19 protein-coding genes and 1 tRNA gene are annotated in these 25,068 nt (G+C 47.8%); 14 read left to right on the forward strand and 6 right to left on the reverse strand.

The features are described from left to right. Positions 1-67 precede the first annotated feature (67 nt). The 7 genes from AC1S5B_RS03570 (at position 68) to dnaN (ending at position 8,635) form a co-directional block, all read left to right on the forward strand. Positions 68-919, forward strand: a complete 852-nt coding sequence (locus tag AC1S5B_RS03570; RefSeq protein WP_482034352.1) for a FecR family protein — start codon at positions 68-70, stop codon at positions 917-919. A gap of 113 nt (positions 920-1,032) precedes the next feature. After that, positions 1,033-1,938 carry a GDSL-type esterase/lipase family protein gene (locus AC1S5B_RS03575; protein WP_482034353.1) on the forward strand — a complete coding sequence of 302 codons (906 nt, stop codon included), beginning with the start codon at positions 1,033-1,035 and terminating at the stop codon, positions 1,936-1,938. A 42-nt stretch (positions 1,939-1,980) separates the two neighbouring features. Beyond that, entirely contained in the window at positions 1,981-2,730 is a 750-nt protein-coding gene (locus AC1S5B_RS03580; RefSeq protein ID WP_482034354.1) for a chromophore lyase CpcT/CpeT, read from the forward strand. 207 nt (positions 2,731-2,937) lie between these two features. Continuing rightward, entirely contained in the window at positions 2,938-4,614 is a 1,677-nt protein-coding gene (locus tag AC1S5B_RS03585; protein ID WP_482034355.1) for a SpoIIE family protein phosphatase, read from the forward strand. Positions 4,615-4,617: 3 nt separating this feature from the next. Then, positions 4,618-5,094 carry an ATP-binding protein gene (locus AC1S5B_RS03590; RefSeq protein WP_482034356.1) on the forward strand — a complete coding sequence of 159 codons (477 nt, stop codon included), beginning with the start codon at positions 4,618-4,620 and terminating at the stop codon, positions 5,092-5,094. 375 nt (positions 5,095-5,469) lie between these two features. Next, positions 5,470-6,891 (forward strand): chromosomal replication initiator protein DnaA, encoded by a 1,422-nt coding sequence (gene dnaA / locus AC1S5B_RS03595; RefSeq protein ID WP_482034357.1) that lies wholly within the window; start codon positions 5,470-5,472, stop codon positions 6,889-6,891. A 577-nt stretch (positions 6,892-7,468) separates the two neighbouring features. Beyond that, positions 7,469-8,635 (forward strand): DNA polymerase III subunit beta, encoded by a 1,167-nt coding sequence (gene dnaN, locus AC1S5B_RS03600; protein WP_482034358.1) that lies wholly within the window; start codon positions 7,469-7,471, stop codon positions 8,633-8,635. Between the two features lie 33 nt (positions 8,636-8,668). On the opposite strand, the gene AC1S5B_RS03605 is transcribed toward dnaN, so the two are convergent. The 3 genes from AC1S5B_RS03605 to AC1S5B_RS03615 all read right to left on the reverse strand — a co-directional run bounded on the left by AC1S5B_RS03605 (position 8,669) and on the right by AC1S5B_RS03615 (position 10,991). Continuing rightward, on the reverse strand, positions 8,669-9,853 hold the full coding sequence (locus AC1S5B_RS03605; RefSeq protein WP_482034359.1) for a pentapeptide repeat-containing protein: 1,185 nt from the start codon (positions 9,851-9,853) through the stop codon (positions 8,669-8,671). A 160-nt stretch (positions 9,854-10,013) separates the two neighbouring features. Further along, positions 10,014-10,226 (reverse strand): hypothetical protein, encoded by a 213-nt coding sequence (locus tag AC1S5B_RS03610; RefSeq protein ID WP_482034360.1) that lies wholly within the window; start codon positions 10,224-10,226, stop codon positions 10,014-10,016. A 42-nt stretch (positions 10,227-10,268) separates the two neighbouring features. Beyond that, positions 10,269-10,991, reverse strand: coding sequence for a hypothetical protein (locus AC1S5B_RS03615; RefSeq protein WP_482034361.1), 723 nt, complete (start codon positions 10,989-10,991; stop codon positions 10,269-10,271). A 609-nt stretch (positions 10,992-11,600) separates the two neighbouring features. On the opposite strand from AC1S5B_RS03615, the gene AC1S5B_RS03620 reads away from it, so the two are divergent. The 4 genes from AC1S5B_RS03620 to AC1S5B_RS03635 are packed head-to-tail and all read left to right on the forward strand — an operon-like array spanning position 11,601 to position 16,794. Further along, positions 11,601-12,362, forward strand: a complete 762-nt coding sequence (locus AC1S5B_RS03620) for a glycosyltransferase family 2 protein (RefSeq protein WP_482034362.1) — start codon at positions 11,601-11,603, stop codon at positions 12,360-12,362. Then, complete coding sequence (locus tag AC1S5B_RS03625; protein ID WP_482034363.1) at positions 12,355-13,422, forward strand: NAD-dependent epimerase/dehydratase family protein; 1,068 nt, start codon at positions 12,355-12,357, stop codon at positions 13,420-13,422. The genes AC1S5B_RS03620 and AC1S5B_RS03625 overlap by 8 nt, the downstream gene beginning before the upstream one ends. A 17-nt stretch (positions 13,423-13,439) precedes the next feature. Further along, positions 13,440-15,722, forward strand: a complete 2,283-nt coding sequence (locus tag AC1S5B_RS03630) for a hypothetical protein (protein ID WP_482034364.1) — start codon at positions 13,440-13,442, stop codon at positions 15,720-15,722. Positions 15,723-15,729: 7 nt separating this feature from the next. Further along, positions 15,730-16,794: an NAD-dependent epimerase/dehydratase family protein gene (locus tag AC1S5B_RS03635; protein WP_482034365.1), complete on the forward strand. Its 1,065-nt coding sequence runs from the start codon at positions 15,730-15,732 to the stop codon at positions 16,792-16,794. A 39-nt stretch (positions 16,795-16,833) separates the two neighbouring features. Here AC1S5B_RS03635 and AC1S5B_RS03640 read toward each other — a convergent pair whose 3' ends face one another. Continuing rightward, positions 16,834-18,645, reverse strand: a complete 1,812-nt coding sequence (locus AC1S5B_RS03640) for a hypothetical protein (RefSeq protein ID WP_482034366.1) — start codon at positions 18,643-18,645, stop codon at positions 16,834-16,836. Positions 18,646-18,997: 352 nt separating this feature from the next. Between AC1S5B_RS03640 and AC1S5B_RS03645 the strand changes: the two genes are divergently transcribed. Further along, on the forward strand, positions 18,998-20,692 hold the full coding sequence (locus tag AC1S5B_RS03645; RefSeq protein WP_482034367.1) for a CTP synthase: 1,695 nt from the start codon (positions 18,998-19,000) through the stop codon (positions 20,690-20,692). On the opposite strand, the gene AC1S5B_RS03650 is transcribed toward AC1S5B_RS03645, so the two are convergent. Continuing rightward, positions 20,689-21,618, reverse strand: coding sequence for an ROK family protein (locus AC1S5B_RS03650; RefSeq protein ID WP_482034368.1), 930 nt, complete (start codon positions 21,616-21,618; stop codon positions 20,689-20,691). The two genes, AC1S5B_RS03645 and AC1S5B_RS03650, sit on opposite strands and share 4 nt — an antisense overlap. Positions 21,619-21,702: 84 nt before the next feature. Next, positions 21,703-21,954 carry a hypothetical protein gene (locus tag AC1S5B_RS03655; protein WP_482034369.1) on the reverse strand — a complete coding sequence of 84 codons (252 nt, stop codon included), beginning with the start codon at positions 21,952-21,954 and terminating at the stop codon, positions 21,703-21,705. A 221-nt stretch (positions 21,955-22,175) separates the two neighbouring features. Here AC1S5B_RS03655 and AC1S5B_RS03660 point away from each other — a divergent pair, with 221 nt between their 5' ends. Continuing rightward, positions 22,176-24,833, forward strand: coding sequence for a GH116 family glycosyl hydrolase (locus tag AC1S5B_RS03660; RefSeq protein ID WP_482034370.1), 2,658 nt, complete (start codon positions 22,176-22,178; stop codon positions 24,831-24,833). Between the two features lie 148 nt (positions 24,834-24,981). Next, positions 24,982-25,052: transfer RNA gene (locus AC1S5B_RS03665), tRNA-Cys, on the forward strand. The last annotated feature ends 16 nt before the right edge of the window (positions 25,053-25,068 follow it).

Genomic DNA, 25,068 nt, shown 5'->3' on the forward strand with positions numbered 1-25,068 from the left:
GGTTTAGACATGCATTGGGGAACACTGGATATATTCACAGAAACATTGAAACCACTTCACACATCTTATGAAGATTCGATTAAAACTTCCTTATTTATTGCTAGGCGCTGGCTTGGGGATTAGTCTTTTCAGCCTGCTCAATCGCCCTGATGCCAGCGCTTTACAAGTTGGGGTCAACCGCTGGTTAGCAATCCGCCAAACTTCAGGCAAGGTGGTTTATCAGCCCAACCAGCAGGCTGCCCTGCCAGCAAAAGCTGGAATGCGCCTGCAAGCCATTGGAGATCGCGTTAAAACGGGCGATCGCTCCAGCATGGTGCTAGAAGTAAACACTGGGGCAGGCTTCGTTCATGTTGCCGAAAAAACTAATCTCGTCATCCAAAAAATGCAGAGAACTGACAACGGCGGGCAAATTACCCAATTGCAGGTAACTAGCGGACAGGTGCGCCTGCAAGTCCGCCCCTTCACCCATCAATCCTCTCGTTTGGAGATTCAAACCCCGGCAGGCATCAGCGGCGTTCGCGGCACCGAGTTTGGCATCAGCGTACAGCCCAACGGCAAAACAGGAGTCGCCACCCTAAAAGGAGGAGTTGCCACCGCAGCCCAAGGAAAAAGTGTTTTAGTCAAAGCTGGCTTTCAAAGTCTCGTTATTCCTGGAGAAGCGCCATCGCCTGCTGTGCCGCTCAAAGACGACCCTCGGTTAGATATTCGCCAGTTAAGCTCTGGAGGAAACCAGCAGGTACGAATTGTGGGGCAGGTTGACCCAGTTAATCTGCTAGCGATCTCCAACCTTCCCCAAACCACCGACCGACAGGGAAATTTCGATATTACAATTCCCGCATCTGCCCAAAATCGACGCATTACCGCCGTGGTGACGACACCCCTAGGAAAGCAGCAAACCTATGAACTCTCGCCCCCATAATTTAGCCGCACTATCACCAGACTTCATCGCAGATGACATAGTTTGCTCCCAGATTTCCTGAAATGCGGCAGGATCGAGTGTGAATAGTAGGCAGAGTTTGCTGTCAATTCACCATGCTTGATTCGCTCATACTTGCCTCCACTCAAATTCCTCCCGCTCAGGCGATCGCTTCAAAAGACGAACCCCGTACCCTTCATAGTCAAGCAGTGCAAGCGGAAAAGCAGCGGTTAAATCAACTCTTGCTCAAGCTAAGATCTCACCGTCCAGAGGCGATCGCAACTACAGAATTTTCTCCAGCGCCAACCGTACCCAGGTCGGGAAGCCAGCTATATTCACAGCGAGTCGCCGCCTTACGCACAGGGCATCTTCAGACCCGGTTGCCCAGTAATAGCTTTCAATCGACTTGGAGTCATGTTACCCAACAGCCCACCTACGAGCAATGGCGGACGTTGATGGCACGAGAAGCCGCGATCGCCGCCAAAGAACCAACTCAGCCGCTTGATGTGTTGCTGGGAGACTCATTGAGCCTGTGGTTTCCCAGCGATCGCCTGCCACAACCGCAAACCTGGCTGAACCAATCCATTTCCGGCGACACCACAGGTGGCATTCTGCGGCGCTTGTCTGATTTTGCGGCAACTCGTCCCCGCGTGATTTATCTGATGGCAGGCATCAACGACCTAAAACAGGGAGCCACCGACAACGAAATTTTGTGGAACATGCGCCAGATTATTACCCAACTGCACCAAACCCAGCCGCAAGCAACTGTGATTGTGCAATCGGTGTTGCCGACTCGCTCTGTCGTTGCCTCTCGCGATCGCATTACCCAACTGAATCGCCAACTCAGGGCACTTTCCACCCGCAATGGTGCCTATTTTCTCGATCTTTCCACTCAAATGGCAGATGCCACTGGCAGCTTGCGGCAGGATTTCACGACCGACGGTTTACACCTTAGTGCTAAAGGATACGCTGCTTGGCAATCGATATTGATGAAAGCCAATGGAGCGATCGCAACTCGATAAGGACGCGCTAAGATCCCTGCAATGCGTTTCTCTGCAACAGTTATGAATACGCTCCCCATCAAAGCGAGTTGGGCGATCGCCCTCGTCTATCTCCTCACTCCTAACATTGCAATCGCACAGCCAACAGTCAACACTTCCAGCACTTTGGCACAACAGGCAGAAGCAGTTGCGGTGATGCTGACAGGCAAAATGGACACCTCCGCCCAAGCGATCGCCAACCCCAAAGCGCCTAATGTGCAAATGACGACCTGCCGGATTGAGTTGCTTAATCCAGCCGATCCGCAGTCCATTTTTTTATATCAAGAACAGGCAATGTCCACGTCTCTTGATAAACCATACCGTCAGCGATTTTTGCAAATTTCGCCCAGTCCTCTCAGCCAAAGCGTGCGATCGCGCTCCTTTAAACCAGCCGACCCCACCCGCTGGTCTGGATTATGCGATTCCCCTAGGGATTCTCCTACCCTGCGGGAAGCAAGAGCTACGGAGACGCTGCGCGAACGTTCCACGAATCGCGCAGCCAGTTCACAGCAATCTGTTACTCTCAACGATTTAGGCACTCCGGTTTGTAACGTCTTTCTTAAACAGGTTGGCACTAGCTACATGGGTAACACTCCCGTCGATGGCTGCCCTGCTAACGTGCGCGGAGCCGTTCGCATCACCAACCACATTGAACTTACCCCTGCCAGCATGAACACCTGGGATCGGGGCTTCGATGCTCAAGGCAAACAAGTCTGGGGGGCAAAAACCGAATCCTACCAATTCCGTCGCCAACAGGTGAAAGGCGAGAGATAAAAGAATAGGGCAAGTTTTAAGCCTTATGTTTTGATTTCTGAATTCGCCATATCTCCTGCGGAGACGCTACGCGAACGTCATTCGCCATTCATCCCTAACTTGCCTGTTAGCTTGACTGTTATCTAGGGTATTTTGAGGTAGACGCGCAAGGGGCATAATGGCGGATGAGACTGCAATTTGCCATGGTGTACAAGGTTGGGGTATCGCATGGCTGAGGAAATCGATCGCAAGCTGAAATTAATGGTCGTGGATGACGAGCCAGATAACTTGGCGCTGTTGTATCGGACTTTTCGGCGCGATTTTGAAGTGGTTAAAGCAGAAAGCGCGATCGCCGCACTGAAAATTCTGGATGAACAGGGCGAGATGGCAATCATCATCTCCGACCAACGAATGCCAGAAATGCTAGGGACGGAGTTTCTGAGCAAAACCGTCGATCGCTATCCCGATACCATTCGGATTGTGTTAACTGGCTACACCGATGTGGAAGACTTGGTGGAAGCGATTAATGCGGGGAAGGTATTTAAGTACATCACTAAGCCGTGGATACCCGACCAGCTTAAGGTCGTGATTCAGCAGGCGGGCGAAACCTACCGCATCGTCAAACAGCGGACTAACGAACTGAGGCGCGCCCTCCGTCGTGAATCGTTGTTTAATGCGGTGACTACTGCCATTCGAGAATCGCTGAATTACGATAGTATGCTGCAAACGATCGCAGCCACCTTAGGGCAAACCTTCAACGCCAGTGAATGTATTTTGCAGCCCATCGAGGGCGATCGCCTAACGGCTGAGGTTTTTTATCACTCCGCGATCGCCGCCGACAGCAGTTCCGCAAAATCCCTGTCTACCGCTGATCCCCTGATTCAAAATGTCCTGAATACCCGCCAAATTCAAACCGACCCAACCCCCAACCCCCACCGATTAATTGTTCCGATTACCTATCAGCAGGATTTTCTCGCCATTTTTGCCATACACCGGGCAGTGGATGGCACACCTTGGTCTAGGGAAGACATTACCCTGATTCAAGAAGTTGCCGAACAAGCCGCCCTTGCCATTTCTCAAGCCAAGCTTTATCTGCAAACGCAAACGCAAGCCGAGCAAATGCGGGCAGAATTGGAAGTTGCTCGTCAAATTCAGGGCAACCTGCTCAGGCAAACGTTACCCGAATTAGAAGGGATGAAAGTCCAAGCGTGTTGCTATCCGGCGCGGGAGGTTGGCGGCGACTTTTTTGAAGTCTATGCCCATCCTCAAGGCAATGTCTGGCTAGCCGTAGGGGATGTGTCTGGAAAAGGTGTTCCGGCTGCCCTGTTTATGGCAAGCGCAATTTCCGTTTTGCGGCGAGAGCTTTCTCAAGAAATGCCGCCAGAACCCCATATTGTGATGCAGAACTTAAATCGCAGTCTGTCTGAAGATTTAGTCAGCACCAACTGTTTTATCACGATGGTTTTAGCTTGCTACACTCCCTCCACCCACACGCTGATTTATGCCAATGCCGGACACATTTACCCCATGGTCTGGTCTAGAGAAACCGTTTCAGCCCATCTCGCTCAAGGACAGCCCGTGACGATTGAACCCAATTATCTGAAAGTGCGGGGGGTGCCTCTTGGCATCTTGCCCCATTGGAAGGCTGCGTCTGGCAGGACGGATCTCAATTCTGGCGAAATCCTGTTGCTGACCAGTGACGGGATTACTGAGGCAACGATCCACAATGCGGAACCTGCTAACGGCAGCAATCAAGCCAACGCCATGCTGCAACAAACCGGGCTATGGCAATTATTGATTCAAGAGCAATCCTCTTTGGATCTAAACAACTTGCTTGCCCAGATTCGATCGCACAATGATATACAAGAAGACGACCAAACTATTCTCTCTTTGGAGGTTCTGTAACGAATGAGAACTGAACTTCACATTCCCAGCGATCTACAGTTTTTGAGCATTGTCGAAAACTGGCTGTTAGGCAGTTTAGAGGTTGAGCTAGGCGACCATGTAGATTGGCCCCGACAATCGAATCGACTTCGTTTAGTGCTAGTAGAAGCCTATTCCAACGTAGTCCGTCATGCTCATAAAGATCAGCCAAACCTCCCCGTTCTAATTCGTTTGGAGCTAAAAGATCGTGATATTGCTCTAGAAATTTGGGATCACGGACAAGGATTTGATCTATCCACCTATCTCCCGCCCACACCAGAAGCGAAACAGGAGAGCGGCTATGGTTGGCTAATTTTGAATCGACTAATGGACCGGGTGGAATATCGGTTACAGGTGAATGGGAAGAATTGTTTGAAGTTGGAAGCAAGCATTCCCGAAGCAAACCCCTCTCCCGTGGAAAAGGTTGAAGCAGCACCGACTTTTACAGGCAAGGAAGGGTGAATAAAGATTTAGCTTGGCGATCGCGGCGGCACAAGTAGTCTTAGTTCGTCAATCTTTAAATATCTTTGGAGTTCCCTACTTTTCACGAGGTGAGTGCTGTATGCTGCTTTAGCTGTAGTCCAGTTAAAGGAATTTTTTTGAGTTTTGTATCCGCCTCCACTCTGCCCTAGTTTGATGCTTGCTACTCTAGCAGTAGAGTCTTCAAGACATCTGAATGCTGTCTCTAGCGTTTTGTCCTATGGTAAGGTAGCTGACCACAAGCGGATGACTCGCAACGTTGGGAACCAACAAAAAGGATTTAAGCACCTTTTACCCATTCTTTTGAGACGCAGCTTTTCTATTTTCCCTACCGTCCGCTAAAACATGAGGTCAGTTGTGGAAGCCACGGCAATTGAAACTTTTTGGACAGAAGCCCTAGACCGTCTCCAGCTTTTGCTGAGCCGCCCAACCTTTGAGGCATGGATTAAAACGGCGATCGTAGAAGAGTTGACCGAGGAGAGACTTGTTCTGCGAACCCCTAATCCTTTTGCCCGAAAGTGGTTGCAGAAGTATTACATCAAAACCCTGACCGAGGTGGTTCAAGAAATTTTGCAGCGCCCGATCGAAATTCAAATGACGGTTGCCTGTGATGATGAGGGCAATCCAGTCGATTCTGATTTTTTCTGGGCGCTGCCGATGGAACCCAACCTTGCCGATTTGACTAGCCCGATGGAGGCTCCTGCTGTGCCTATTTCACCTGAGCCAACCGATCGCCCGCGATCGAGCGATCTCAATTCAAAGTATGTCTTCTCTCGCTTAGTCGTTGGCTCCAACAATCGCATGGCTCATGCCGCATCGCTGGCAGTGGCAGAATCGCCCGGTCGCGAGTTTAACCCTTTGTTTTTGTGTGGCGGCGTTGGATTGGGCAAAACCCATTTAATGCAGGCGATCGGGCATTGTCGCTTAGAAATTTGCCGCAACTCACGGGTTTTTTACGTGTCTACGGAGCAATTTACCAACGATTTGATCACTGCGATCCGGCGCGACAGCATGCAGAGCTTTCGGGAACACTATCGCGCGGCAGACGTGCTGCTCGTGGATGACATCCAGTTCATTGAAGGGAAAGAATATACTCAAGAAGAATTTTTTCACACGTTTAATACGTTGCATGAGGCAGGAAAACAGGTTGTGATAGCGTCCGATCGCCCCCCCAACCAGATTCCTCGACTGCAAGAGCGGCTTTGCTCCCGGTTTTCCATGGGTTTAATTGCCGACATTCAATCGCCCGACCTAGAAACCCGAATGGCGATTCTACAAAAGAAAGCTGAGTATGAAAACATGCGTCTGCCCCGCGATGTAATTGAATATATCGCTTCTAGCTACACTTCCAACATTCGAGAGTTGGAAGGCGCGTTGATTCGGGCAGTTGCCTATATTTCTATCTCCGGTCTTCCCATGACGGTCGCCAATATTTCGCCTGTGCTGAACCCACCGGTGGAACAAGTAGAAGCGTCCCCTGCGGAAGTCATGACCATCATTGCAGAGAACTTTAATGTACCCATTGAAGAGTTGAAGGGTCATTCTCGCCGCCGGGAGGTCAGTACAGCCCGACAGATTGGCATGTACCTGATGCGCCACCACACGGGGCTAAGTCTGCCCAAAATTGGCGAAGTGTTTGGCGGCAAAGACCATACGACCGTGATGTATAGCTGCGATAAGATTGCCCAACTCAAAGAAAATGATACTTCAATGGCGCAAACCCTGCGTCAGTTAAGCGATCGCATTAACCAAGCGAGTCAATCCCGCAACAAACCCTAAAAAATTGCTGCTTATTAAAACAGTCTGAGTCAAGCAGATTTCAGACTGTTTTATGCTGTGGATTATTCTGATTGATCAGGTTGACTTATCAACAAAGAATTGGAGTTTTCCCCAGAAAATTGGACTGATGGTGTTTAAATTATGTTTGGCTAATTTAGCTTTTCCCCACTTTAGGCAAATCAAGGTAGTAAATTTTTGCGTTTAAAGAATGTAAACTTCTGTAAAGTGAGCGATCGCCTGTGGAAAAGCCCCCTGATTTCTGTGGATAAACCTGTGGAAAATCGGTTGATAACGATCTAGCGATCGTGGAAAGACTTGCTAAGTATAAATACTCTGTGGAAATACCCCGTTTTTTTCCACAAGTTATCCACAGGTGAAAATGGATGTGATCCCTAGCACACTTTGATCTGACGATCTTTTCCACAGTTTCCACAGCCTCTACTACTACTGTTTAAATAAGTTTTTCTTAAGTCCGGATTAATCTTAGCAACGCCCAAAAATCGGGAAATAGGCTCAGGTGGATCGTTTCGAGCAACAGTGGTAGGATCTCCAGACAACGACTTCAGAGCGCCTTCAAATGAAACTGGTCTGCACCCAAAACAGCCTTAGCACAAGCCTTTCTCTGGTTAGCCGCGCTGTTTCTACCCGCCCCACGCATCCAGTTTTAGCCAACGTGCTGCTTGTTGCCAACGCCGAAACCCAGCAAGTCAGCCTCAGCGCCTTCGATTTGAGCTTGGGCATTCAAACCAGTTTTGCTGCAACTGTGGAAACCGAAGGAACCCTGACCCTACCTGCCAAACTGCTGACCGACATCGTGTCCCGCTTGCCCGAAGGAGACATCACCCTAGAAAATGACTCTGAGGACGACGCTAGCTTTCTGACGACCCTTACCTGTTCCTCCGGTCGCTATCAGGTGCGCGGCATGAGTGCCGAAGAGTTTCCTGAACTGCCTACCGTCACCGATGGCGAGAGCTTGCATCTTCCTTCTGAGGCAATGCTAGATGGGTTGAGAGGTGCCCTGTTTGCTGCCAGTGCCGATGAAACAAAGCAGGTTCTCACGGGGGTTCACCTGACTTTGGCAGCGGAAGAGTTGGAGTTTGCCGCCACGGATGGACATCGCTTGTCGGTCGTGCAAACGACAAATGTGGACGATGAAGGCAACCGAGCCAAAAATAGCACGGCTGACGATGCTGAAGCCTTGGATGTAACGATTCCGGCAAAGGCGCTACAAGAGCTTGCCAAGATGCTGGAGCGGCAAACGGGTAGTTCGGTTGCAGTGAAGCTCGATCGCAACCAGGTGATTTTTGAATGGGTGGATCAACGACTCACCAGTCGCTTACTGGAAGGGCAATATCCCAACTATCGCCAACTGATTCCCCGCCAGTTTACTCACCAAACCACCGTCGATCGCCGCCTATTTCTCAGTTCCCTAGAGCGCATTGCAGTCTTGGCAGACCAAAAAAACAACATCGTTAAACTGACCGTAGACACGGCTAATCAGGCAATGTCGCTGTCGGTAGATGCACCCGACGTAGGCAGCGGTAAAGAAACCATTCCGGCTCAGATTACCGGCGAAGATATGGCGATCGCCTTCAACGTCAAATACCTGCTCGACGGCTTAAAAGCCCTCAACACGAGCGAAATCCAGCTTCAGTTCAACACCCCCACCAGTCCCGCTATCCTGACTCCCCTGGGCGGCTTAAAGATGACCTACCTTGTCATGCCTGTCCAAGTAAGATCATAAGTTTGAATGGCTACAACCCCGTCGAAATTGAAACTAAGATCTATTCAAAGTTAAGTCACAAAATGCTCCTTCATAAGATTCAGCTTCATGCAGTTGTTTGTCTGTAAGTCCTTTTGTATTTGTTAAATTGACATTTCGTAAGGAAGCTTGGTAAAAGCTAGTTCCGTAGACTTTAGCGTCTGAAAGCACTGCTCCATTCAAGTTTGCACCTCCAAACTTAGCATTTTGTAAATTTGCTTTCATAAAGTCTGCTTCTTGTAAATCTGCTCCTCCTAAATCAGCCTCTTTCAAATTTGCTTCTATAAAGATCACCTTTTTTAAATTGGCATGGGAAAACCTCGCCTCTATCAAGTTTGCTCCGCCCAAATTTGCTTCTTGCAATTTAGCTTTAACAAAATTGGCATTACGTAAGTTAGCTCCAACAAAATTAGCTTGACGTAAATCGGCATCGCAAAAACGAGACTCTCTCATGTCTACAAATGCTAGATCAGCCCATTGGAGGTTAGAACTCAATAAATCAATTCCTGTTAATTGAGAATTAGCAGGAACTTCTAAACCTGGTAGGTCTATTCCGTTCAAGTTAAGGCGGAATGGTTCTAATGAATGTCCATAAAAATGCCTTCGTCTAGATAAAACAACCAATACGGTTTGAATATCTGTTTCTGGTGTACCAGAAATTTTCCAGACTCTCTGCCACTTGTCCGCATATTTTTCCAGAGTTGAACTTTTTGAAATTGCTCTTATTGCAGTAGGCGATTGCTCTCTTACATAGGCTGTCAAAGTTTCCATCACTTGCCAGTAGTATTTTTCTTCTGCATCCTTCGCAATTTGTTCCAATGCATAAATGCCGCCTAAGCGAGTGTGAATATTGTTATTACCCAATTGTTCAACGGCTTTGCTGAAGCGTTCAGCAACTTGTTTTTCTTGAGTCGCTTTCAGATTCCGCCATGCAATGTAAGCGGCAGCAGCGGCAAAAAGTCCTCCTGCCCCTTGAACTAAAACTGTTCGAGCAGCATTTTCTGCATCCAGCTTAGATTTTTCCAGGGCTGCAATTTCTTTTGGATCAACTGCTTGCTTGGATTTTTTGAGGACATCAATTTGCTTCTGAATGGGCTGTACCTGTAATTGTGGGATCTTCCAAATGCTAAGTACAACAAGAATTATCAAAAATCCAGCGGAGGTGATCAGGAACTTTTGAACTGTGAAGGATTTCAGCATTTAACAAAATAAGGTTTGGTTCAAACTGATAACCTTAAATACATCTGTATTATTCAATTTCCTAGAAGATAACAGACTCTTTGTGAGAGTTGCCCCTTTACCTAAAATTGAGGCAAGATAAAGCCGCGATCGCTCAACCCATGAAAGCACTCAAAGGTTCTCAAAGCTTCGAGTCGATGGAGGACGAACCATTTTCTGCTAATTCATCCTCGCCCCATTCCTCCAACCAATTACCGTCAATATCCTCGACATACAGATCCACGAAATTCACACCATGTTCCAGCCAGTCTTGCTGCATTTGCCTAGAAGCGGCGAGAGCTTCGGCAAAACTGGGAAGGTTCGATGATGATTGAGGTTTGTTGTTGGATGGCATGGATCTAGCCTTGAGAACGGCAGTAGATTTGAGTTCCTTTTCTTATGAAACTTTTTGGTAAGTGCCTGGTTCTAGAATATCGCTGTTTTCCAGCGCCAGAGTCGCCAGTTGCTGAATGTAATCTGGAACTCCAGGGTTATAGCTAACGAACAGCCCTCTCTCTATTCTCCAAGTTTGCAGCGTGGTTTTCCAGTCTTCATACTTTTGTTGAGAATATTCATCCGATAACATAGTGATTTGGGTGCAAAGCGATCGCTGCTGCCGATGACTCACAATCAAATCGGTTGCCATTGATAGATCGGCAATGTAACGGTGCAAGAATTCCCCCTCCTGTTGTTTTACGGCTTTGGCAATGGATTTAATGGTCGAATCATCTGCCTGACTAAATACTCCAGTCATCAGTTTTTGCCGCCAAACATAAAACTTGGGATCATTTTCTTCCAGCCATCGGGGAAATAATTCACCGAACCAATACTGCTCAGGAGAAGTCAGTTGAAGTAATGCAACCCGTTGATCGTCCCCTGAATGTTCAGTTTTGAGAGCTAACCAAAGCTTGGCATCCATAATCACTTCCAGCAAAAAAGCCATCACAACTCGTTTTGCTGTTAATGCTCCAGGTTTCAAATCTTTGATCCAGCGATCTATTTCTTCCAACCGTTTTGCCAATGCAGGATCGATATTTGTGGCTTCCTGAATTAACCGTTTGAGTTCTTCTTGAACATCCTTGCCTTGCAACGTGGACTCCTCAAAAGACAATAGACTCACACGCTATTTTGACAGGAAGAAGGGATGAACGCTTACTGTTGCTCTAAACCTTTTTGAACACTTTGTACTCCTTGCGGTAGAGATACGATCGCGTAGAGATGGGCACAGCAGTAAATAATCCTCCTGCCCCTTCACTTGAAATTGAAGTAAGCCAAAGTGGCGATCGGGAAAGGGCATAAACGAGAAAAAGGAACCATCTATTACGGTTACCGCAATATTTTCCAGTTCTGGCAGTCTAGAAATCACCTTGGGGATTGTAAAGTGGCTTAAAAGAAGAATATAGTGTGTTGAGAAATTGGCAATGGAAACCGAGCCACCTGCATATGAAGCCTGGAGGTCCTGTGAAATTTAAACTGCCCTCCAAGGGAATGCTATCGCCGAATAGATCAAACGATCCACTTAAGTACTACTATGCACTCCTAGTATCCGAGCTTTTTATCAGCAGAATTAACACTACTTGAAGCGAGCAAGTGAAAGGCAGATTTCCATAGACACACAGTTGAGTAAGACAAGTATCCAACTGTGGATGTATGATCATGACCAGAAAATGATTTGCTATCTGGCTGAGGCAAATTGTTAAGGCAAATTAGTGGTGGAGTGTTAGGAGTGATGAAGTTATCAGTTGTGATTCCTGCTCATAATGAAGAGGATTGTATATACGACACCGTATATAATATTGTAAGTAAACTTCAGACTGAAAGAATTCTCCATGAAGTTGTCATTGTTAACGACAACAGTACGGATAATACGAAGAAAATTTGTCAGCAATTAGCGCTAGAGTTTCCAACCGTTCGACATGTTGATAATCATCCTCCCAACGGTTTTGGATTTGCAGTACGGCGTGGGTTGGCAGAGTTTGAAGGGGATGCCGTTGCCATTGTCATGGCAGATGCTTCGGATGACCCGGAAGATCTTCTTGCAGGATATTACAAGCTAATCGAAGGATACGACTGTGTATTTGGCTCCCGCTTTATTAAAGGTGGAAAAGTAGTCGATTATCCTTTTCACAAGCTTTTCATTAATCGATTAGCCAACTTGTTTATTAAAGTGTTGTTTGGTTTGCGTTACAACGACACGACTAACGCTTTTAAGCTGTACCGACGGGAAGTGATTGAAGGGGTGCAGCCCATCTTAAGTCATCATTTTAACCTCACAGTAGAATTACCTTTAAAGGCATTAGTTCGAGGCTATTCCTACGCTGTAATTCCGATCCGTTGGTACAACCGACAAACGGGAATTTCTAAGTTGAAGATTAAGGAGATGGGTAGCCGTTATCTATTCATCGTCCTTTACGTTTGGCTAGAAAGACATTTATCCCGTGGAGATTATTACTGTAGTAAAAACTATGACAAGGCTCAAGTGAATGTCTGAGACTGTTCTGATACCGGGCGGAGCGGGATTTGTGGGTAGCTCTCTTGCTCTGGGTCTGAAGCGAATGTATCCTGACTGGAAAATTATTTGTCTAGACAATTTGCGAAGACGTGGCTCTGAGTTGAATTTATCTAGATTCAAGCAAGCGGATGTGCAGTTTGTCCATGGAGATGTGCGATCGCCCTCTGATCTTGATCCATCCACCTTTCCGGTCAGTACTATCATCGACTGTTCAGCGGAGCCGTCTGTTCTGGCAGGATTTAGTTCGCCTCAATATGTATTGCAAACGAACCTGCTGGGCACTATTAATCTGCTGGAACTGGCTCGGCAAACCCAAAGCCGTCTGCTGTTTCTGTCTACTAGTCGGGTTTACCCCATTCATGCTCTCAAGTCTCTAACGCTTAAGGAACTGCCCACCCGCTTTGAACTAGCGGACGATCAGGCACTACCAGGGGCTTCAGCTTTGGGAATCTCGGAGGAGTTTGGCTTGCAGGGAGCGCGATCGCTCTATGGCACTACCAAACTTGCATCTGAACTGCTGATTGAAGAATACCGGGACGCTTACCGCATTCAGGCAATCATCAATCGATGTGGTGTGCTGACGGGTCCTTGGCAAATGGGCAAAGTCGATCAGGGTGTATTTGTGCTTTGGGTTGCGGCTCACTATTTTCAAAAATCCCTCAGCTACATTGGCTTTAACGGCACGGGAAAGCAGGTTAGAGATTTACTCCATATCAGTGACTTGCTGGCGCTGGTTGATTATCAGCTAACTCACTTTGCTGATCTAGACGGCGAAATCTTTAACGTCGGCGGTGGCATCCACAACAGCCTATCCCTGCTAGAAACCACTCAACTGTGTCAAGAAATTACTGGGCAAACGATTCCTGTAGATCCTTTGCTAGAAGAGCGCCTCGGCGATGTGCCCGTTTTTGTGACCGATTCTTCCAAGGTCATTGCAAAGACCGGGTGGAAGCCTGCAATCGATCCAAAAGCGACGTTGCAAGATATTTATCGATGGATAGTTGATAATGAATCGCTTTTGAAGTCTGTGCTTTTCTGAAGACATTGGAACCTGCCATGCTGGCTCACAAGTTTTTGCATCGACCGCTAACATTACTTATTTCTTCGATTCTGCTAGTGGGTCTGCTAGTGGGCATCGTACTGACCCTTATTTGTGGATCAGACCAGGTTTTAGTTCCCGGCAGCACTGGTTATACCATCACCGGAGAGTTTGCTGTTCAGAGAACGCCCGCGATGAAACGAAGTTCTGTAAAAGCAGTTGAAGCAGAGAGCAAAGACATTATTTTGTGGGGGTCAGGAATTAATAATGAAGATAAAAGTACTGGAACACTCACTTCTCCCTCATTTCAAGCGCCAGCTATTCTGAGTCTTTTTGTTGCTGGTTGGACAAATGGTAATGGCAACAAGCTAGCTGCAAAACGGATTGATACGGGGGAGCAGTTTCAACTGAAAGCAGCAGATACGGGCGATCGCTGGGAAAAATTGCACTGGTTTTTGCCCGTATCCTGGTACGGACATCCGATGCAAATCATTGCTGTGGATGGCAATCAAAAATCTTATGGATGGATAGGAATTAGCTCACCATCGCAGGTAAGTTTTTTGAGTTTGTTAAAGAGCCAAATTTCAGCCATTTCCTTTGCACCCTTCTATATCTTTTATTTTGCTCTTTTCCTAACTCCAGGGTTACTCATAGGCGCATCTATCATTCAACGACAGAGCCTTCACCCTGCATTTACAGTTATTTTGGCAGTAGCTATCAGTTCATTGATCGGTTACGTAACTTTTTGGGTTTATTTCTTCAACTACATCGCAGGGTTTATTTTTAGTGTTCTTGTTCTTTTATTCACTGTGGCGGGGTTAGTGCGGCTGTTCACAAAAAAGCCTTTTGCTAAATCAATTGCCCAGCCGCTTGCGTCTGTAGATACAATCTTCCCGATTTTGATAATGCTGGCGGTTGGTTTAGCATACCTATCAGTGCTGTACCTGATTGACGCAGGAGATTCACCAATATCTAGTGCCCAGGTGCGTTTCTTCGCAGTATTTCCCCCCGACAATGGGCTGCCTAAAATGTTTGCCGATAGGCTTTATAGAGGGCAAGATCCGCGCTCTTTGTTTGGAGAATGGTTAAGCAGCGATCGCCCGCCGCTACAAACAGGCATTACCCTTGTTCAACGACCCATCGCTTTTCTCAGCGGCTCGGATGTCGGGCTGCACTATCAAATAATCGGCACAATTGCTCAATCTGCCTGGATAGCGGCTTTGTGGGCGGTGTGCCGCAACATCCGCCTTTCAGGATGGCAAATTGCGATCGCCCTTGCGTTTTCGACCTTTTCTGGATTCTTCTTATTCAACAGTGTGTACGTTTGGCCCAAGCTACTCGCCGGAGCCTTGATGGTGTTTGCCTTTGCTCTCCTGATGCCAGCGGTGTATGAGTCCCGCCGCCCAACTACGGTTGAGGCAGGCTTAGCGGCAGGATCGGCGGCATTAGGGCTGCTTGCTCACGGTGGAGTGATTTTCACCCTACCTGCGATCGCCTTGATGCTAGTTCGCCCCCGGTGCTTTCCGGGAGTCCGTCAAATTCTCATCGGTTGTCTCATATTTGGGTTAACGTTAGCTCCTTGGGTTGCCTATCAGAAATTTTATGAACCCCCAGGCGATCGCTTAATGAAATGGCATCTTGCTGGAGTGATTGATGTTGATTCTCGCTCCTTTTCTCAAGCCTTCAAAGACGGTTATCAGCAGTTAAGTTTTGCTCAAATGGCTAATAACAAATGGGAAAACTTCAAGATGCTTATAGGGAGTCCCATATCAGATGGCAAAAATGAATACGCAGCCAGAGAGAAAGATTTTTTTCACCTCTTCAGGGCGTTGGGTGTGCTTAACATCGGTTGGCTAATCTGGTTAGCATCCCCCTTTTTGAAACGGCTTAATTCCCAGGTAGATGTTAAACGGGTTCATTTAGTTTTGAGCGTTGGAGTATGGAGTGTAGTCGTTTGGATTTTGGCGATGTTTGGTCCTGGAACAACCAGCATTCACCAAGGTTCCTATGCGACAATGATTCTGCTATTTGTAGGATTAGCAACACTATTAACTAAACTTCCTCGTTGGGTATGCTACTTGCTGTTGGCGTTTCAAAGTGTTGTGTTCGTGACGAATTGGGTAATAACCAGTTCAGTTAGTACGAGCGATCGCCTGATTGTAGCGCCTAATATTTTTATGCTGGGTTTAATGGTTATTTCCACAGGAGGAATAATCTGGATATTCTATCAGTTGGCTAAACAACGGTTTGAAATTGAAATTGAAAACACCCCCATTATTCATCCCCTATTAACGGAATAATCATCCTATGCCCACAGTTTTAATTACTGGTTCTGCTGGACTGATTGGCTCTGAATCAGTTCGTTTTTTTGCTCAACTTGGCTTTAGTATCATTGGCATTGACAATGACTTGCGATCTTACTTTTTTGGTGAGTCTGCTTCAACTCAATGGAATCGAGATCTGCTCAAAGATAAATATGGAGAGCAATATCGCCACTATGATTTGGATATTCGCGATCGCGATGCCATTGAACGCATCTTTAACGATCATTCCACCGACATCAACTTGATCATTCACACCGCTGCCCAACCCTCTCATGACTGGGCAGCCAATGACCCACACACCGACTTCACCGTCAACGCCAACGGAACGCTCGTATTGCTAGAGGCAACCCGTAAACACTGCCCCGATGCAGTGTTTATTTTCACATCTACGAATAAGGTGTATGGCGATCTACCCAACTTCTTGCCCTTACAAGAACTGGAAACTCGCTGGGAAATTGCCCCCGATCACCCCTACTGGCTGGGAATTGACGAGTCCATGAGCATTGACCAGTCGAAACATTCTCTGTTTGGTGCTTCTAAAGTGGCTGCGGATGTATTGGTGCAGGAGTATGGCAGATATTTCAATATGAAAACCGCCAGCTTTCGGGGAGGCTGTTTGACCGGACCGGCTCACTCAGGCGCGAAACTCCATGGCTTTTTAGCCTATCTAATGAAATGCACAGTCACGGATGAGCCGTACACCATTTTTGGCTACAAGGGCAAGCAAGTGCGGGACAATATTCACAGCTATGACTTGGTGAATGCGTTCTATCACTTTTATCAAAAACCACGTTGCGGTGAGGTGTATAACATCGGTGGTTCTCGCCATAGCAACTGTTCCATGCTAGAAGCGATCGCCCAATGTGAAGCACTAACGGGCAAAGTATTGCAGCATACCTATGCCGAAGATAACCGCTCAGGCGATCACATCTGGTACATCTCTGATGTGAGAAAGTTTCAGTCCCATTACCCAACTTGGCAGTATCAATACGGCTTACAAGACATCCTGAAAGACATTTACACGGCACAGATCACCAGAGCCATTTGAAGCCCAATCAGGATGGAACTTAAGGAATCAGACAGATAGCTATTCCACTTTTAGCGTTGGTTCACCATTTAACTTGATGAACTGCTGGCTATTCGGTTCGTATGTCCAAGCTGTCAACACTCGCTCACCTGGAGGTAATAATTCTGGTGAAAACGACACTTCCCACCGCGATCGAGCGTAGCGATTTGTTCGCAGCGCTTTCGCTACATCAGGGCTGGGTAACCGGACATGAGCATTGGCAAAGAAAGCATCTGGCTCGTGTTCAGGATTTCTATGGTGGCTGAGTAACACTAATTGGGACGGCTGCACTTGCTTTGGTAAAACTGCCCAACCATTCACGGTCACTGCTTCACAATTAATACATTTTCTTTTCACAACGGCTGGAGTTTGGCTGGTCGGTGGATTATCAATATAGCCATGAACCTGATCAGGGATTTCCACAAACTCAATTGGCTTTTGGGGAAAATGTCTAAAACCAATTTGATTCAGTACTTTTGCCCGATCGCTGACGGTATTGGCATCTGGATACATTAATTGAAGACAGTTATCCGGCGATCGATCAATGTAATCTGCAACCTCTAAACACGCTTGACCATGGAGCAATCGCGATCGAAGTTTTGTTGCAGACGGAATTGAATTAATTGAAGTAATCAAGACCAAAAGCGTCAAAATACTTCCAATCAATGGCTTGATTGAAGCAAACCGTAACTTTAATATACTGCTCAATTGGATTGGCGAATCCAGCCAATTTTCAACCCCATCTTTAGTATTTATTAAAGCTAAGCGCCATAACTGCACCAAGGCAATGACTAACAAAATTCCCACTGTAAAATACCGACTTGCACTGGCTTGGTCAACCCCAAAACCCGATCTGCCAACCGTTGTCATTAAAGAAAACAAAACTGTGAAACATCCTAGTGAAAGCCAGGGTGCAGCATCTTTAGAAAACTGTGAGCCAAATCGTTTGAGATAGAAAATTACAAAAAAAATGAAATTAAGTAAAATCGCCAACCCTCCTTCAGCCGCAAAGCTGGAGCGATGAAGGAGAGGCGAACCCAGCAATGTAAGAAAATACTCTAACGATAGAAAAGGTTTTTCTAAAAAAGACAATACACTAGGATGACCAGAAGGCTTGTGATAATCAATCAGGTAAAGATAACAAGCCGTTATAAATAGGAGTGTCCATATTGAGCCAACTTTTCTTAGTTGGCGGTCGTCTTTACAGCAAATGATCAGTGATGGAATAACAGCCAGCCAGACTAATAACCCATGGGCAGATGAAAAAGTTGCAACCGTACACGCCAGAGCCGCTACAGTTAATCGAACCCATAGCGCCAAATTGAGACTCACGGAAAGGACTAAAATTGCGATCGCCAGACAAACATTCATGAAAAACCAGGCGATCTGAAAGCCCCACATCCAGTTTTCCCACTGACCCACTGAAAATACAATTAAGCAAGTTGAAATGTTGGCTAGATGAAAAGAGCGATTGTGCTGCACTGTTTGATCAAAGGAAATTTTGTAGAGTAATAAAAACGCGATCGCGGCAAGCACTACATTCAGATAGAGTTCCCATTGAATATTCCAGCTTGATATAAACGCGAGAACACTAATAATTAACTTTGGGAACAGAATTCGATGCTCATTATGTTGAGCAAAAAAATCTTGAAATGTTGCTTCTCCAGCAGCAATGCGTTGAAATAAACCGACTAATTCCCATTGATCCCAGTAGGGAACATTCACGCCAAAGGTTGCAACAAACCACAACAAAAAGGCAAATGGAAGCAGATAAATAACCAGTAAAAATGCAGAAGATCGAGCTGAAAAATTTACCTTGGAAAGAATCTGCATGCTGTGGGACGACGAAGTTTCAATGTAACTGCTCCAACCAATCTTTACCTGACAGGATAAGTAGCGATGTTGCCGATATTATAGCCGTACTGATCTAAAACCATGAGAGGATGTCTTAAAAGGTAGCCGAGAAGGCTGAAACCCGCATTCTTTCGTTAAGACACAACGCCTGAAATGCCGATTCTTTCATGAATGAAGCATCCTCCAGGGGACTTCTCAGACATCTGCCCAAGGGCGACGACAAGGAGAATTCCACCCGCGATCGTGATCCCTAACAGCGGAAGATCAAAAGACTGTGGCAAAATAAACGGGATGTATTCTGCTTCCTACCTAAGTGCCCCTCTAAAATTTTATGACTAAGTTTGTATTTGTTACCGGTGGTGTTGTCTCTAGTATCGGTAAAGGCATTGTGGCTGCAAGTTTGGGGCGGTTGCTCAAGTCACGCAACTACTCGGTTTCAATTCTCAAGCTAGACCCTTATATCAATGTCGATCCGGGCACAATGAGTCCGTTTCAGCATGGTGAAGTGTTTGTTACGGAGGATGGCGCAGAAACCGATTTAGATTTGGGGCACTATGAGCGCTTTACTGACACGTCGATGTCGCGCTTAAACAGCGTCACTACCGGGTCTATTTATCAGGCAGTGCTAAATCGGGAGCGGCGAGGAGATTACCAAGGCGGCACGGTGCAGGTGATTCCGCACATCACGAATGAGATTAAGGATCGAGTGCTGCGGGTGGCAAAAAATACGAATCCTGACGTGGTGATTACCGAGATTGGCGGCACGGTGGGCGATATTGAATCGTTGCCATTTTTGGAGGCGATTCGCCAGTTTCGTAAGGATGTGGGGCGGCAACATGCATTGTATATGCATGTAACGTTGGTGCCGTGGATTCCCGCAGCAGGCGAGATGAAAACCAAGCCGACTCAGCATTCGGTGAAGGAACTGCGATCGATTGGGATTCAGCCAGATATGCTGGTTTGTCGCAGCGATCGCCCGTTGCCAGAAGGCTTTAAGGAAAAAGTGTCGGGCTTTTGCGATGTGGCAGCGGAATGTGTGATTTCTTGCCCTGATGCCAACAGTATTTATGAAGTACCTTTGTTGCTGGAACGGGAAGGCTTAGCCCATCAAGCCCTAGAGCTATTGCAACTCGAACAACGGGAGCCTGATTTAACCCAGTGGGCACGATTGGTCGATCGCCTGTATCATCCAACCAAGCGCGTCGAAATTGCGATTGTGGGTAAATATGTGCGTTTGGGCGATGCCTACTTATCCGTGATGGAAGCATTGCGCCATGCGGCGATTGAGCTAGATAGCGACCTCAGTATTCGATGGGTCAATTCTGAAGATATTGAGGCTCAGGGTGCCGAACAATTTTTGCAAGGTGTGGACGGCATTATCGTTCCCGGCGGTTTTGGTGCCCGTGGGATTGATGGCAAAGTTGCGGCAGTCCACTATGCGCGATCGCACCAAATTCCCTTTTTAGGGTTGTGCCTAGGGATGCAATGTTCTGTGATTGAATGGGCACGCCACCTTGCTCACTTAGAGGATGCCAATAGTTCAGAATTTAACGCTGATGCTCAGAACCCAGTGATCAATTTATTGCCAGAACAGCAAGATGTTGTAGATTTGGGTGGCACTATGCGGCTAGGGCTATATCCCTGCCGGCTTGCACCCAATACCCTTGCGTTCAGTTTGTATCAAGAAGAAGTGATTTACGAGCGTCATCGTCATCGCTATGAGTTTAATAACGCCTATCGCAATCTACTCATAGAGTCGGGGTATGTGATCAGCGGCACCTCACCCGATGGGCGTTTAGTCGAAATTGTTGAGCTTTCCAATCATCCCTTCTTTATTGCTAGCCAATTTCATCCAGAGTTTCAGTCTCGCCCCAGCCTGCCCCATCCGTTGTTCAAGGGACTTATCCGAGCATCCCTTGCCCAACGAGAGCTAGCGTCAACTAAAAACTACGTTTCTGAGGCACCTAACATCGCCGTAAACCGACAAGATTCCTCTGCCTTTATTGCTCCGGCTGAAGTCTCTTAATCAATAGTCAATTGCCACGCCAGTTTTGCTGCACCTACCATGCCTGCTTGATTGCCCAATTCTGCCTTTAAGAGTTGCAATCCAGCGCGGGAGCAAGGAAGAACCCGTCGTTCTAGCTCAGCCTGAATTGACGGAAAAAATAGGTCGGCGCTGGCGCTAACCCCACCGCCAATGATGACGGCTTCGGGTGACAGGACGTAGAGCAAACTGGCTATTCCAGCGCCCAAATCATGCCCATAATGCTGCCAAAATTCCAAGGCTTTAGCATCCCCCGCGATCGCCATTGCGCCCAGGGTATCGGGTTCTAATCCAGTGCGGCGGCGAATTGCCTGCACCGAGGCGTATTGTTCCAAAGATCCTTGATTGCCGCTGTTGCAGGCAGGTCCATCAGGGTTGAGGGTGATCAGTCCTAGTTCGCCTGCGGTGCCGTGGTGCCCGACAAATAGTCTACCGTCTAGAATAATGGCTCCGCCTACGCCCGTGCCTAAAGTCAACAAAATCAGGTTGCGAAACCAGCGCCCTGCACCCAGCCAAGCTTCGCCCATTCCAGCACAGTTCGCATCGTTGGCGACGGTGGTGGGTAGCCCAGTCTTTGCTTCAATCCAATCCGCTAGCGGTATATCATGCCAGTCCTTTAAGTTAATGGCAACTCTGGCAATTCGCCCTGTAGCATCAGCGGGACCCGGAGTTCCAATCCCGATCGCCTGTGCTTGGTGCGTTGGGTCGAGTTGGGCGATCGCCGCCAGCATTGCTGTGACCACGGCTTCTGGGGTAGACGGTTGGGGCGTGGGCACCGTTAACGACTGCAAGCACGCTCCATCGTGACTAAATCGCCCTAGCTTAATCGCCGTTCCCCCTAAATCAATCCCCAAAACCTGCGGACACGGCTTCAGCGTTGCCTGCGACTCCTTTAACTCACTCTTCATCAATGGCACTCCATCATGCGCGGCTAGCTTGCCATTTTAAGCGAATGTATGACCGCTTTAAGAGGAGCAACCGCGATCGCGAATCTAAAGGTTGCTTGCATCCGTTGCCTGAGGAGCCAGCAAATCCCGAACATTCGGTTGAGTCGTTAGGCTTACGGGTCTCAAACTGCGAGACAACAGCCTAGGTTTACTTTTGAGCAGCATTGTCGTAATTTTGGCGGCATGAGCTATTTCAGGTTTCCATAGCTGCTGGGTCGTATGGTGAACCAATCCGGTAGAGATCCCGGCAAATGATGTCAAACTGGCTGCAAAGAATCCGGCAATCTGAAATTTCACTGAATACCTCTTTGCCCAAATGGATAAATAATGGCTAGGAAAAACTGCATTTATTCCTAACTATTGGTTGACGGGTGAATGTTCCTGTCTTTGCTTCCCCCATAGTTTTTAGGATGCGATATTTGTTGCTCAAGAAGCATCAGGAGTTTTACAGGACTTTATGCCAAAGTTTCCAAAACAACCGCGTTTCTACTGGGCGCGATCGCCCTTAAAATCAGGACATGCAAAATCAACCCACTTCACCCAAAATTCCTAACTGCACCTGGCAGCGCCCTATCGGTTTGGGCTGGGAAACTCCCTACACCGTTCGCTATCCCAGCAACCTAGATGATGGCCCTTGGCATGGGATGCCCCTGGGCGGATTTGGAGCCGGCTGCATCGGGCGATCGCATCGGGGCGACTTTAGCCTGTGGCATATCGACAGCGGCGAACACGTCTTTCAAACCATGCCAGCCTGCCAGTTCAGCCTTTTTGAGCAAGTTGGCGATCAATCCCAATCCTACGGATTATCCACAGAACCGCCAGAAGACGGAAGTTTAAGCACCTGGCAATGGTATCCAGCCAGTCAAGGAACAGGCAATAGGGAACAGGACACGGACGATGGGTCATCAACACCTCACCTGAAACCTGAAACCGGTCACCCGGCACCTTCTACAGGCACCTATCACGCCCTCTATCCCCGCAGTTGGTTTGTTTACGAGAATGTGTTTCAGGCAAGCTTAACCTGCGAACAGTTTTCGCCAATCTTGCCCGATAACTATCAGGAAACCAGCTATCCCGTTGCGATCTTCGAGTGGACGGCGCACAACCCCACCGATCAGCCCATCACCCTTAGTATTATGCTGACTTGGCAAAATATGGTGGGCTGGTTCACCAATGCTTCTAAGTCTCCAGAAGTGAAGCTGCGCGATGATGGTAGCCCCGTATACGAGTATCAGCCCCGGCTAGGAGAAAGCACCGGGAATGTAAATCGCTGGGTGAAAGAGGGAACGCAAGTTGGGATCGTGATGGGACGAGGGAATAATGGAGCGGCTTCACAGCCTGCTGAAGGCGATGGACAGTGGGCGATTCTCGTGGGAGATCCGCAAAGCGGAATCGCGGTTGAACCGATCGCTAACACCGAAGTTTTTTATCAGACCCGCTGGAATCCAGTAGGCGATGGTGCTGAAGTATGGCGCTCTTTTTCTCAAAATGGCTCATTGCCCAATCGAGAGGATGCAACTACCGCAAAATCGGGGGAACAGATTGCCGCCGCGATCGCGGTGCGGTTCACCTTGCAACCGGGGGAAACTCAGCAGATTCCTTTCACCCTAAGCTGGGATTTTCCGGTGATGGAGTTTGCCCAAGGCGTGGAGTATTTTAAGCGCTACACCGATTTTTTTGATCGCAGCGGCAAGAATGCTTGGGCGATCGCTCACACTGCCCTAGAACACTACCAAACCTGGCAACAGCAGATTCAAACCTGGCAACAGCCTATTTTAGAAAAGCCATTGCCCGACTGGTTCAAAATGGCGCTGTTTAATGAACTGTATATCCTGACGGATGGCGGCACCCTATGGAGTGCGGCAACCGAGCAAGATCCGGTCGGGCAATTCGCGGTGTTGGAATGCATCGACTACCGCTGGTATGAAAGCTTAGATGTCAGACTTTACGGTTCCTTTGGTCTGCTAATGCTGTTCCCGGAACTGGAAAAAGCAGTGATTCGCGCCTTTGCCCGTGCCATTCCTGCCAGCGACGATCGCACCCGTGTAATCGGCTACTACATGACCATTGGCGCAGATAGCCCCATGGCGGTTCGCAAAACTGCTGGAGCCACTCCCCATGATCTCGGCGCACCCAACGAACATGTCTGGGAGAAAACCAACTACACCAGCTATCAAGATTGCAATCTGTGGAAAGATTTGTCCTGCGATTTTGTCCTGCAAGTCTATCGCGCCTTTTTGCTGACTGACCCAAGCGATATCAGCTTTTTGCAAGAGTGCTGGGGGGCAATTTCCCAAACGATGCATTACCTCAAACGCTTCGATCAAAACTTCGATGGCATTCCCGAAAACTCCGGTGCCCCCGATCAAACCTTTGATGATTGGAAACTTCAGGGAATCAGCGCCTATTGTGGCGGTTTGTGGTTAGCCGCCTTGGAAGCCGCGATCGCGATCGGTCGCATCCTTGCTGAAAACACCGCCGACATCCGCCTACTCACCAACCTATCCAACGACATTGGTAACTTCCAACTTTGGCTAGAACAATCTTCTCCTCTGTACCAAGAAAAGCTGTGGAACGGGCAATATTACCGGATTGACAGCGACAGCGGTTCCGATATTGTCATGACCGATCAACTCTGTGGACAGTTCTACGCCCGGTTGTTGCACCTCCCCGACATCGTGCCCTGCGATCGTGCCCAAACCACCCTCCGCACAATCTACGATGCCTGTTTCATAAAATTCAACGATTATCTAAAATCTGGCAACCTGCAAGCCCAACAATTCACCACTGTCCAAGAAGCTCGCCTAGCAGAACAGCAAACGCTGAAAACAGCCGCTCAATTCGACACCCGACATTCACCCTTCAACACTTCTTTACTTCCCATTGGAGCCGCCAACGGAGTTCGACCCGACGGCACCCCAGAAAACCCCAACTCTACCCATCCCCTTGAAGTATGGATCGGCATCAACTTTGGGCTTGCCGCATTCATGGCACAAATGGAGATGAAAGATGAAGCACTGGCGATCGCCCACGCAGTTATCCAGCAAATTTACGACAACGGTTTACAGTTCCGCACACCTGAAGCGATTACTCCATCTGGCACCTTTCGCGCTAGTCATTACCTGCGGGCAATGGCAATTTGGGCAGTTTATGGCGTACTCGCTGGAGAATTATAGTTTTACACTTTCTAATGATCTGTTTGTACGTCACTCAAGATAGCTGATATGACAGGGATTTAGTATCAACAGCTAACCCTCCTGAATCTAGATTCTCGCTAGCAATAGGCAAAGGAACCCTAAACTTGATATATTGATTGTCTGGTACGGCGGCATGGCCAAGTGGTAAGGCAGAGGATTGCAAATCCTTTACCCCCAGTTCGAATCTGGGTGCCGCCTTTGGGGAGAACGTCGG

Source organism: Leptolyngbya sp. CALU 1928 (assembly GCF_056784215.1).